The organism is Streptomyces sp. NPDC037301, assembly GCF_055602785.1.
On record NZ_JBVJWD010000027.1, the window covers coordinates 38828 to 51402 of the forward strand.

General features: G+C 70.3%; 7 protein-coding genes. 5 read left to right on the forward strand and 2 right to left on the reverse strand.

Annotated elements, in window-relative coordinates; translation table 11 throughout:
* Positions 1-368 precede the first annotated feature (368 nt).
* Entirely contained in the window at positions 369-1661 is a 1293-nt protein-coding gene (locus ACZ7IB_RS32520) for a COG1470 family protein (RefSeq protein WP_470917561.1), read from the reverse strand.
* Between the two features lie 258 nt (positions 1662-1919).
* Here ACZ7IB_RS32520 and ACZ7IB_RS32525 point away from each other — a divergent pair, with 258 nt between their 5' ends.
* The 5 genes from ACZ7IB_RS32525 (at position 1920) to ACZ7IB_RS32545 (ending at position 10360) form a co-directional block, all read left to right on the forward strand.
* Complete coding sequence (locus tag ACZ7IB_RS32525) at positions 1920-2630, forward strand: helix-turn-helix transcriptional regulator (RefSeq protein ID WP_470917486.1); 711 nt, start codon at positions 1920-1922, stop codon at positions 2628-2630.
* Between the two features lie 203 nt (positions 2631-2833).
* A complete protein-coding gene (locus tag ACZ7IB_RS32530) occupies positions 2834-5986 on the forward strand; it encodes a hypothetical protein (protein ID WP_470917488.1) in 3153 nt (1050 codons plus the stop codon).
* Positions 5983-6687, forward strand: coding sequence for a Pvc16 family protein (locus ACZ7IB_RS32535; protein WP_470917490.1), 705 nt, complete (start codon positions 5983-5985; stop codon positions 6685-6687). Before ACZ7IB_RS32530 ends, ACZ7IB_RS32535 begins: the two co-directional genes overlap by 4 nt.
* Positions 6684-8819 carry an ATP-binding protein gene (locus ACZ7IB_RS32540; RefSeq protein WP_470917491.1) on the forward strand — a complete coding sequence of 712 codons (2136 nt, stop codon included), beginning with the start codon at positions 6684-6686 and terminating at the stop codon, positions 8817-8819. The genes ACZ7IB_RS32535 and ACZ7IB_RS32540 overlap by 4 nt, the downstream gene beginning before the upstream one ends.
* A 230-nt stretch (positions 8820-9049) precedes the next feature.
* Positions 9050-10360, forward strand: coding sequence for an eCIS core domain-containing protein (locus tag ACZ7IB_RS32545; RefSeq protein ID WP_470917493.1), 1311 nt, complete (start codon positions 9050-9052; stop codon positions 10358-10360).
* Positions 10361-10547: 187 nt separating this feature from the next.
* Here ACZ7IB_RS32545 and ACZ7IB_RS32550 read toward each other — a convergent pair whose 3' ends face one another.
* Positions 10548-12407, reverse strand: coding sequence for an APC family permease (locus ACZ7IB_RS32550; protein WP_470917494.1), 1860 nt, complete (start codon positions 12405-12407; stop codon positions 10548-10550).
* Positions 12408-12575 lie beyond the last annotated feature (168 nt).

A 12575-nucleotide genomic window follows, 5' to 3' on the forward strand; every position in this document is an offset into this window, starting at 1 on the left:
GGTCGCGGCGGTCGCCACATTTCCCGGTCCGGTCATGTGACAGCTGGTGTACTGCGGATTTCCGGAAGATGTCCGCCGGCAGGGGGCAGGCGGAAATCAGCCAGAATTCGGGGGCAGCGACTATCCGCTCAGGACCGGGAACCCGAATCCGAAGGCCGCTCCACGTGCCCTTCCGGAGTTCTCCGAGGGGCCCGTGGCCGGAAACTCCACACCCACTGCCGACACCACGGAACCCGGACGGTCCGGATGGCCTCAAGTGTGCACGGGAGAAGGAAACTGCCAACGACCGGCAAGCCGGGTTTCCCTCGGCCGGGATTTCTGCTGTTCTCATCCTCCGTGAGGGAAGCAGGGGGCCAGGAGTCTTGTTCCTACGGTGCGAGATCGCTCAGCACACCGCTGACATTGAGCACCTGATGGCATTCAGAAGCCTGGGTTCCGGTCGCCGGTGTGCCGGGTTTGGCACAGGTGACGGACGCGGTGACCGTGTCGTTCTCCTGGATCTGGATGGGGGTGACCCAGTGATAGTCCTGGTTGCGAAAGGTCTCCAGCGCGATGGTGGTGATCTTCCGTTCCCCGAAGGAGATGGTCAGTACTCCTTCGTCGCCCTGGAAGTTCGCCACCACGATGTCCGTGATTCCGAATACCTTCCCCTGCGGAACCCGGTACGTCCCGTTCTTCTTGGCCCCGGATCCGGTCTGCACATCGATCGTCGCCGAGCTCTGCTGGGTGCCGCCCGTTCCCCCGCCCGTTCCCGAACCGGAGCCGCCCGAACCGGAGCCTCCGGACCCGTTCGGCTTGCCCTGACCCTTGTCGTCTCCCTGGCCACCGTCCGGGTCTCCCGTACCGCCCCCTGTAGCCGAACCCTGTTGCCCGCCGGGGGGTGTCTTCTCCTGCGCGGCCTCGTGCGCCGCCTGTTTCGCGGTGCTCCGTACGGCGGGCCGGACCAGCGCGAACCACGCGAGCAGCAGGGCGAGCAGCGCGGCGAGCACGATCAGCAACCACCGTGGCAGAACGGGCAGTTGGGCGAACTCGCCCGGCAGTGCCTCGGCCCTGCCGGGCTGCTCGCGGTCGGTGTCCCCTTCGGTGCTTTCGGCGGCCTCGACCTCGAACGGCCAGGTGACCGGCGTACCGAACCAGATCAGTTTCCGGGTCCGTACCCGCAGGCCCATCTCGGCGGACTCGCCCGGTTCCAGGCGCCGTTGGCCCGGGGTGAAGGCCAGTCGCAGCTCCTCCCCGGCCTGTTTGCCGGTGAGGGCGATGTCGACTGCGGTGTTCCCCTTGTTCTGCACCGAGGTGCGGAACCGGGCGCCCAGCCAGCCGGAGCGCCGGCGCGGGTCGAGCTCCGCCCGGAGCTCGTGAAAGGGCCCGACGACCACCGTGGCCTCGGGGACCGCCACCGACTCGGGGTGCTCCGTGGGCAGAACGCGGACACCCAGGGGTATCTCGCCGGCCCGCACCTCGTGGGACCGGGGCGGGGTGAGCCGTACGGTCACCACTTCGGAGGTGCCCGGGTAGAGGGACACCCGTGCCGGCTCGACGGTGCTCCAGGCGGCGCAGTCGCCGACCACTTCGAACGTGTACGCCTCGACGATGTCGCCGTCGTTGCGCACGGTCAGGGTCGTCGTCGCTTCGGCACCGGGCGACACCGTCACCGTGGGCATTTCGAGTTCGGCAGATGTGGTCACCCTGCGACGTTAAGCCGCACCGACGGCCGCGCAGCAGAGACGCGAGGGCAACGATCGGGCACGAGTGGTGCCCCATGGGCACAACGGCGCGATGTCCCGGCGACCCCTCCGCGGGCCCGCTCGCCGTGCCGGAGGGCGGTGCGGTCGAGTGCGGAGACAGACGTATCGGACGGAAGCAACGACGGAAGTATCTGAGGAAGACAGGCACGCAGAAGAATGACGACGACAGCAGAAATGAAGAACACGGCCGTTGAACGAGGCCATTACCGCAGGCCCACCACGGCGGAACGATCCGCCGAAGTCCGGGCCAAGGAGACTTCCCGGGGCAGGGTCTCCGTCGCCGTGTACGCGGAGGACCTGATCCTGCGGACCGGTGTGGAGCACCAGATTCGCCCGCGGCCCGAGATGGAGCTGATAGCCGACGCCGAGGCGGACCGGGCTCAAGTCTCCTTAGTAGTAGTGGACATGGTGGACGAACGCACCGTCCAACTCCTTCAGCGTCTCCAGCGCAACACCACGACCCGCACCGGTCTCGTCGTCGGTTTCTTCGAATCGGGCGCGCTCCAGACCATGATCGAGTGCGGGGTCGCCGCTGTCCTCAGGCGCGGGGAGGCGAACCAGGACAGTCTTGTGCACCTGGTGACGGCCATGGCGAACGGCGAGGGAGTACTGCCGGGCGATCTGCTCGGCAAACTCCTCGACCATGTCAGCGGCCTCCAGCGCACGGTCCTCGACCCCCGGGGACTTTCGCTCTCCACTCTCACGACGCGGGAGGCGGAGATGATCAGGCTGGTGTCGGAGGGCTACGGCACCGCGGAGATCGCGCAGAAGACCTCGTACTCCGAACGCACCGTCAAGAACGTTCTGCACGAGGTGGTGACGCGGCTCGAACTGCGCAATCGGGCCCACGCCGTCGGCTACACCATGCGGCACGGACTCATCTGAGTGCTGTCCCTGGGCTCCCGTGCGGACGGCGTGCGGACGTCGCCGCGCGGGGGTGTGCCGGTGTTCCTGGCCCTAACGGCCGGGGAGGCGCCGCAAAGGGCAACAGTCGCTTCCCCCTCTCCGGGTACTCCGGACCTGTTCTCGGCCCCGCCCACGCACGATGCTTGTCTTGGAGAGTCATCAAAAGGACTGTGAGGTGGGCCGTGACCGGCACTGCTGGCCCTGCGAGGCATACCCGGCTGGGCCGACTGACTGGCGCTGTGGTGCTGTTGGCGCCGCTGCTGGTGGCGGGTTCCGCGACCGCGCCCCAAAGTGCGCCGAGACTCGCCGCGGCGGCTGACGAAAGCCCGGCGGATGCCGGGCGCATCGCCTACGCCGGTACCGAACACCGCAGTCTCGGGCGGGTCGCCGACCCGTCCACCAGCGCCCCGCTGTTCGGTCCCGGACCGGCCCACTACGACCAGGACCCCTTCGCGCGCGGTGAGGTGCTGGTCTTCACCAGCCTGCGCGACAGCCTGCGGCCGCAGGTGTACGTGCGGGATGCGGGCGGAGCGGTGCGCAGGCTCACCACCGACCGGGACGCCGCACATCCCGAACTCTCCCCGGACGGACGGACCGTGGTGTTCGACTCCGCGGAGCCCGGGTCGGACGGTGTGGTCCAGCGTGAACTGTGGATCGTCGGGATCGACGGCTCCGGTCTGCGGCGGCTGACGGACACCCCCAACAACGAGACCTCCCCGACCTTCTCCCCGGACGGCTCACGGATCGCGTACTCCTGTGACTCCGGTCCCGGGCGGACCGGTCTGATCTACGAACTGGCCGTGGCCGGCGGCGCGGCGAGGGCGATCAGTGACGGCCCGCCCGGCGACGCGACCGATCCGGAGTGGAACCCGGTGGACGACGACACCCACCGTGCTCGTGTCGCGTACACCCTCACCACGGACGAGACGACGGGTCCCCGGCTCCGGGTGACCGAGGGAATCGGAGCCGACCGTCCGCTGCTGGCCGGTGTCCAGGCCGACTGGCGCACCCGCTCGGCCGCCTGGCTGCCGGACGGGAACGGCCTGCTCTTCCTCAGCCCCGACACGACCTGCGGGTGCAAGGACTACGACCACGTCTACCGGACGACCGCCTTCGACGGGAACGAGCCGGGCCTGACGCTCGGCGAGGACCGTGCGGTCCAATCGCCCACCTGGCTCGGGCCCGCGGACTCCGGGACCCCCGTCGTGGCACGGCGGACCCCCCGCGAGGCGAACGACGTGACGCTCCAGGACGTCAGGCAGGACGGATCGGACCCGCGTGACCTCGGGCTCTCCATCCTGAAGGAGGACCCGGAGGCCAATACCAACACCGACCCCGCCAAGGACCCGCTGTTCAACCCGGCGGAGGCCTACGACCCCTGGACCGAGCGGCAGAACTACACACCGGACGGCAGGCGCATCGTCCTGACCCGCTTCGAGGGGCCGGAGAAGGAGCGCGTCGAGCGGATCTGGCTGGCCGACGCCGACGGCACCCACGAGGCGGCGATGCCGCTCGCCGGGCGCGGTCCCCGTGACTGGGACACCGACCCCACGTTCTCGCCCGACGGCACCAAACTGGCGTTCACCAGGACCTCACCCGGCCGGGTCGACGGGCAGCCGGGGCCGAGCAGCATCCTCATCGCGGACGTCGCCACAGGGGCGATCGAAGGCCGGATCATGCCGCCGGCAGGGCAGTTGACCGGAGGCGACGCGCAGCCGACCTGGTCGTCGGACGGAACCACCCTCGCCTTCACCCGCAACCACGTGATCCGGGGCCTGGGCGGCATCAAGCACGTCTGGACCGTGCCGGTGGCGGCACTCGACCAGCAGCGGGACCTCAGCGTCACCATCTGCCCCGGTGAATGCAAGGTGATCGACGACAGCCCCGCGTTCTCCCCCGACGGCGGCACGCTCGCCTTCAACCGCAAGGACGGCGGCGGCCGGGTCAACGAGCGCGACGGAATCCTCGTGACCTCGCTGACCGGCGGCGAGTGCCGGGTCGTGCTTCCGTCCGTCCAGCGGGACAACCCCGACGCATGCCATCAGGACATCCCCGACACCTCGCAGACCGGGCCCTTCCAGCCCCGCGACGTGGCCTGGTCGCCGGACGCGGGACGGCTGGTGCTGAGCTCACGCAGAGCGCTCGCGCCGAACTCCCCGGAGCAGCTGTCCGTGCTCGACCTCTCCTCCGGCACGCTGACGCCGTTCGGCGGCAGACTCACCGGGCGGCAGAAGGAGCCCGCCTTCCAGCAGTCGGTCGACCTGTCCCTGACCGCACCGCCCACCGGACCCGCGGTGGAGGTCGGTTCCTCCGTGTCGGTGACGGTCACCGTCACCAACCACGGCCCCGCACCCTCGCCCGGCACCACGTTCACCGTCGACGCCCCGCCCGGCGTGCGCCTGGAGGAGCTCACCACCCCGGCCGGGCCCTGCGCCACCGGGTCGCCTCAGTGCGACCTGGGCGTGCTTCGGCCCGGGACCAGTGTGGAGGTCACCGCCCGGCTGACCGGCGTGACGAGGGGAGACCAGCAGATCGGCTGGTCGGTCACCGGAGCCGTGGTGGACCCGAACCCCACGGACAACGCCACCGGGACGACCGTCCCGGTCCAGGACGTACCTCCGACACCGACGCCCACCCCGTCTCCTTCGACCTCGCCGCCCCGGCCTCCGGCGCCCCAGCCGCCCGAACCCGAGGCGGGGCCCGGCGTCACGGTGCGGGCACAGCCCAGCCCCGGCTTCGTCGGCGGCCGGGTCGTGGTGACGTACACCGTGCGCAACGGCAAGAACGCGCTCGCCACCGGCCTGCGGCTGAGGCTCGGACTGCCCGCGCGGATCCCGGCGGGTCCGCTTCCGGCGGGCTGCGCCGCCGGGGTGTGCGCACTGCCCGACCTGACACCGGGAGCCTCTACGGTCGTCCGCGTCGTGCTCAAGCCGGACCGGGCGCTGAGGACGACCATCACCGGAACGCTGACCACGACCGGTACCGACGCCGACACCGGCGACAACGTCGCCAGGATCCCGCTGCGCATCCTTCAACCCCGTATCGTCGCGGTGCCCGCCGTCGGCAAACCCGGGTTCGTCACCTCCGTACGAGGCAGGGACTTCCCGCCCGGAGCACCGGTGAAGCTCACCTGGAAGCCCGGGATCACGGCAACCGCACCGCCCACGGTCCCGCGCGGGGACCGGACGTTCATCGCGCAGTTGCTGATCCTGGCGAAGGACCAGACAGGGCCGCGCACGATCACCGCCGAGGGACCGGGGTTCAGCCCGGTCACCACACCCTTCCTGGTGGTCAGCGGCACCATCGTCCCGCCGGACGAGGTGGGGCGCCGGTGATCCACGAAGTGGACGAGGGGCTGCGGCTGTTGCTGATCGACGCCGGCCTCCAGGAGAGCGGTGTCGACCTGGTCTTCGACGCACCGACGAAGGACTGGTCCGCCCGGCGCAACGCCCCCACGATCAGCGTCTTCCTCCACGGCATCCGTGAGGACGCGGCCCGCCGCCGTACCGGCACGGCCGAGGAGTACGACGACCAAGGAGTGGTCATCGGCTGGCGGACCCCGCCGCGCTGGTTCGAGCTGACCTATCTGGTGACCGCCTGGACCAACCGCCCGCAGGACGAACACCGCCTTCTCTCCGAGGTGTTGCGCTGCCTCGTACGATCGGACGTCCTGCCCGCCCGTATGCACACGGGCAGCCTCGCAGAGCTGGGGCTGACCGTGGAGATCGAGGCGGCGGGTCCGGGCACCGACGGGCCGTCCGCCTCGGACGTGTGGTCCGCGCTCGGCGGTGAGCTCAAGGCGGCGATCGACCTGCGTGTGTGGGCACCGCTGGCCGGTGAAAGGACTTCCGCCGGTCCGCCGGTCACCGAAGGGCTGGTGGTGAAGGCCGAGCCCGCACGGGACGGCGACGCGGCGGCACCGGGGCGTCGGCTGCGCTACGAGGGGGCGTCCGACCCCGGGGGGCAGGGCTTCGCCGCGGCACGTGAACGGCAGTTGCCGCCCGGTCGGCGCAGGCGCGGGGGCGCGGCTCGATGACCACGACACAGGGCACCCATGCCGTCCGCGAGCTGCCGGGCACGCCGACGGCGGGCATCGAGGACCTCTGGGAGCGGTTGACCCATGTCGAGCAGCGGGTCAGGCACGCCGTGGCGGCCCGGCGGGCCGTCGACCCGCAACCGGACGATCCGTACCGGGGGCAGTACCTCACCCCCGAGGCGGCCGAGCGGATCGTGGCGTCCCGCGACGCGTTCGCGCCTGTGCCGGCGTACGGCTCCGAGCCTCCGCCCCACTCCCCGCCCGGGAGCCGGATCCGGCAGCTCGCCGAGAACTTCGGCCTGGTACCGCTGGACGTCGACCTCCTGCTGGTCGCGATGGCCCCGGACATCGACATCCGGTTCGAGCGGCTCTACGGCTACCTCAACGACGACCTCACCCGGCGAAGGCCGACCATCGGCCTGGCACTTGAACTCTGCGGGCTGCCCGCCGCGAGCTCCGGCCGTTTCCGGTTCTCGCCGTCCGCCCCGCTGGTCGCGGGCGGGCTGCTGGAGGTCGGGGAAGCCGACCGCCCACTGCTCTCGCGGGTGCTGCGAGTGCCGGACCGGATCACCGCACATCTGCTCGGCGACGACGAGACCGATGGGAGGCTGCGCGGCCTCGTCCGGGTGGTCGGGCCCGAGGAGGAGCCGGACACAGGACCCGAAGTCCTGTGGGTCGCGGCGGCGTTGGGCACGGGCAGCGGCTTGGTACATCTGCTCGACCGGGGAGGCGACCCCGGCAGACTGGCGGTCGAGGCGCTCCTCGCCGCGGGGTGTCGTGCGCTGGTGGTCGACATCGCGGCACTCGCCGCCGCTCCCGAACCGGCGGAGCTCGTACGGACCTTGGCGGCCGAGGCCCGGCTGAGCAGTGGCGGGGTCGTCCTCGGGCCGCTCGAAGCGCTCGCCCCCGAGCGGCCCGAGAGAGCCGGGCTGCTCGGTGGCCTCTGCGCGGCGGTCAGCGGTACCCCCCTGATCGTGTACGGGAAGAAGAACTGGGACCCCCTGTGGACCAGGGAGAGCCCGGTTCCGGTCCGCGTCCTGCCCCCCGGCCCCGCGGGTGTGGCGCGGCAGTGGCGTCGGGCGCTCACCGAGGCCGGCACGGCTGTCGGGTTGCCCGCCGAGAGCGTGCCGGCCGACGAGGGACTCATCGAGGCCACCGCCTCCTACCGGCTCGACTCCGAGCAGGTGCGCAAGGCCGCGGCCGTCGCCTCCCGGCTGGCCGTCCTGGAGGAGCGTCCGGTGGACGCGCAGGACCTGCGCACAGCGGTCCGGGCACAGAACGGCGCGGGGCTGGAACGGCTCGCCCGTCGCATCGAGCCCGCGGTCGGCTGGGACGACCTCGTGCTGCCTTCCGCGACCCGCCGCCAGCTGTCCGAACTCGCGCTGCGCGCACGCCACCGCGAGCAGGTGCTCGGGCAGTGGCGGATGCGGCCGGGTGGCGGCCGGGGGCGGGGGGTCATCGCGTTGTTCGCCGGTGAGTCCGGCACCGGCAAGACCATGTCCGCCGAGGTGGTGGCGTCGGAGCTCGGCATGGAGCTCTACGTCGTCGATCTGTCCACCGTGGTGGACAAGTACATCGGTGAGACCGAGAAAAATCTCGAAAGGATCTTCGTTGAGGCGTCCGACGTCAACGGCATCCTGCTGTTCGACGAGGCGGACGCCATCTTCGGGAAGCGCTCACAGGTCAAGGACGCGCAGGACCGCCACGCCAACGTGGAGTCGGCCTACCTGCTGCAACGGATGGAGTCCTTCGACGGGATCGCGGTGCTCACCACCAATCTGCGGGCCAATCTCGACGAGGCTTTCACCCGCCGCCTCGACGTGATCGCGGAGTTCCCCATGCCGGACGCCCAGCAGCGACTGGCCCTGTGGGACCGCTGCCTCGGGACGGCGATCCCACGCGACGCGGAACTCGACCTGGAATTCTGCGCGGGACGCTTCGAGTTGGCGGGAGGGTCGATCCGGGCCTGCGCGGTGACCGCCGCCTATCTGGCGGCGGAATCCGGGAGACCGCTCGGTATGGAGCAGCTCGCCTCGGCCGTGTTCCAGGAGTACCGCAAACTCGGCCGACTGGTCCGGGAAAGCGAGTTCGGCCCTTGGCTGGACCGTGCGCGGGGACGTGACGGAGGTTAGCGCCTCCGGGAAATCTCGGCCGTACCTCTCCCGGCCGACGGTGTGCGCCGGGGGTGAGGGTGTGCGTCCCGGAGGCCGTCAGACGCTGCCCTCCGGGACAAGACGCCTGCCCTGCAAGGCTCTTCTTCCTGCCGCGTGCGTCGATAGGCTCGTACGGGTGAAGCCCACAGGGTGAGCGGTGTCCGATCCGTCGTCGTCGCCCCCGGTCGCGGTGGAAGGGGCCAGTAGCCGTGTACGCGTACGAACGGTCGGCAAAGGCGGTGCGCCTGGGGCCTTCGGAGCGAGCAGCCGGACGTGCGGAGTCGGTGTTCCGGCCCGGCCTTGGCCGTCTGACGCCTGCGCGGGCGATGAGCCTGCAGCGCACCATCGGCAATGCCGCCGTGGCGCGCATGGTCGAGGAAGAGGGCGAGTACAGCGCATTCGGGCCGGAGAACCCGCAGCCCGTCCAGCGCGCCACGGTGCACGCGGTGCTCCGCTCGCCGGGGCGGCCGCTGGACGAACCGGTCCGTACCGAGATGGAGGCCCGCCTCGGCTCCGACTTCTCCGACGTCCGCGTGCACGACGACAGTGCGGCCCGTACCTCCGCCGCGGAGGTGGGTGCCCGTGCCTACACCTCGGGCAATCACGTTGTGATCGGTGCGGGCGGGGCCGACCCGCACACCCTGGCCCATGAACTCACCCATGTCATCCAACAGCGCAAGGGACGAGTTGCCGGCACGGACAACGGTGACGGCCTCAGGGTCTCGGACCCGTCCGACCGTTTCGAACGCGAGGCGGAGGCCAACGCGAGGCGGGCCATGGCCGCTCCGCTGGAGAGCGCGAGCGCACCTTCTCCGGGGCACGGGCGCGGCACGGACGCGGGCGCCGGAACCATGTTGCAGCGGATGCCCAAGCGCCGAAGAGAAGCCGTATCCAGTGGTGACAGCCCCCCGCCGCAACGCCGGAACACCCGGGGCAGCAAGAAGGTCTTCGACCTCAACAAGCCGAGACTGACCTTCACGTCCGCGTACGAAGGTCCGGCTAACCAGCAACTCAACGCCGACCAGAGCATCGGGTTCGGGCAGGCTGCCACGTTGCACAACCCGGACGGCGCCCCGCTGTCGGCCGCCACCAACTACCACTTCTGGCAGCAGGTCACCGACAGCAATGTGCAGATCGTTACCGACCACAGCGCGACGGGCCAGGCAAGTCAACGGCCGTGGCAGCAGGACGGCCCGTACCGGCCGCCCTACAACAACGCCGTGATCGAGAACGCCAGGAACGGCATCACGTTCAACGACAACCCGGGCTTCTCCACCTCCGCGAAGATGTCCTCCGGCTACTGGCTGGAGTCGTACAGCGTCAGCTTCCGCTGGAAGGTCGCGAGGAACACGGGCACCTTCAACGCCAACACCACGGCATGGATGAGCGATGTCGTCACTCACACGCTGACGTCCGCCTACGACCCCGACAATCCGGTCGCGCCCGCGCGGATCGTGGCCACCGCCGCCGGCCAGCGTTCGTGGGACATCGATCTGTCCACCCTGGCAGCTGACGAGTGAGACATGAGCCCGGTGCTGTCGGTGGCGGGTACACGCTTCGGAGATCTGTCCTCAGCACTCGAGAAGAGGTCCTCACCGAGGACCTGCGGACAGCACTTCAGCGCTGCCGCTCGTTCTTCAACCGCCTGCTCAGTACGTGACCGCAACAACTGCCGCGTCACGTCGTCCTTGACGGTCGTGCAGCCGCTCACACCTTCAGGGGCGGATCCAACAGCCGGAACCGCAGTCGGCAGATCACCGCGTCCGTCTCGTGGCGGACGGCGTGCGCGACGACCGCGCCTCGCTGGTTCTGCAGTAGCCGCTGCCACATGTGGGCCGGCTCGACCTCGGGGATGAGCACGGTGATCCGTACGCCCGGATCAGTGGCCGCCACCTCGCGTACATACGCGGCGACCGGGCGGCCGACCGAACGGCGCTGTGAGGTCACACGCACCAGAGGGACGCCCGGATTCCACAGTGCCCAGTCCCGTTCCAGCGCTTCGGTCTGGATACGGTCCTCGGCATCGGGGTGGCAGACCGTCACCGCACGGACCTCGTCGCCGAGGGACACAGCGGCGGTGAGGGCCTCGCTGGTGAGCCGGGTGAGGGAGGAGACCGGAACCACGACCAGCGAGCGGTCGCGGTGCGGAGGCTCCGGGATGCGGCCGACGCCCAGCCGCTCGCCGATCCTGGCGTAGGCACGGTGGACACACTCGAAGCCGGCGACCAGCAACGGCAGGGCGACCACGATCAGCCAGGCGCCGTCGTGGAACTTGGTGGCCGTGACCACGACCGCGCCGACCCCCGTCAGGAACGCGCCCAGGCCGTTCAGCAACGCCTTGCCGACCCACTTGGGCCCGCGCACACCGTGCCAGTGGATGACCATCCCGGTCTGGGCGATGGTGAAGCCGACGAAGACGCCGATCGCGAAGAGGGGGACGAGGGTGTTGGTGTCGCCCCCGGAGAAGGCCAGGAGCGCGGCGGAGACGGCCGCGAGCGTGAGGACCCCGTGGCGGTGGACCTGCCGGTCGGCCTTGAGCCCGAAGACATGCGGCAGGTAGTTGTCGCGAGCCAGCAGCTTGAGCAGCACCGGCAGACCGCCGAACGACGTGTTCGCGGACAGCGCCAGCAGCACCATGGTGGCGAACTGCACGACATAGAAGGCGAGATTGTGCCCGAAGGACGCGTCGGCGAGCTGCGCCAGCACGGTGACGCCCTCGACCGGCTGCAGCCCGAACCGGGAGATCAGCACGGACAGACCGATCAGCATCACACCCAGCAGTGCGCCGAGTGCGACCTCCGCGCGCTGGGCGCGGCGGACGGCTGGGGCGCGGAAGGACGGAACGGCGTTGGCGATGGCCTCGACACCGGTGAGCGCCGAGCAGCCCGAGGCGAAGGCTTTGAGGAGGAGCAACGCACCGACTGTGGTGGCGTTGGTGCCGAGTACGGAGGCATGGCCGGCGGCCGCTTCCGTGCTCACCGGGGCGTCGCGGAACAGTCCGACCAGGATGAGGACGAAGATCGCTCCGACGAACACCGCGGTCGGCACGATGAACGCGCGTGCCGAGTCCACGATCCCGCGCAGATTCACGGCGGTGATCAGGACCAGAACCGCCAGGCACAGCCACAAGCGATCCCCGTACAGCTCCGGGAAAGCGGAGGTCAGCGCTGCCACGCCCGCGGTCACGGCGACGGCCACGTTCAGGACGTAGTCCAGAACCAGGGACGCAGCGGCGATCAGGCTGGTGCGGCGGCCCAGATGCGTCTTGGCGACCGCGTAGCTTCCGCCACCGTCCGGGAAGGCCGCGATGACCTGGCGGTACGAGGCCACGAGGACGGCCAGGAGGACGGCGATCGCCAGCGTGACGGGGAGCGTGAAGCCGAGCCCGTGGCCGCCGGCCGCTGCCAGGACCAGGACGATCGCCTCGGGCCCGTACGCCACCGATGCCATTGCGTCGAGAGAGAGCGCGGCGAGGCCGGTGAGGGTGGTGAGCTTGTGTCGGGCCCCGGTATCGGGGGGTTCCTCGGCACTTGGTGCCGTACCGGGGTCCGAGGTGAGAAGAGACATGTGCTTCGCAGTCCTTTGATCGGGTCCGCTCAGGGTGTTCCCGCTTCTGGCCGGTGACGGCAGCCAATGGCGCGTTCTTGGCGTGAAACGGTGATCTCTTCACGTGTTTTTGACGGGCTGGTCGGGGCGACGAAAGCGGGGTGGCCGCGACGACGTCGACAGGGGGAG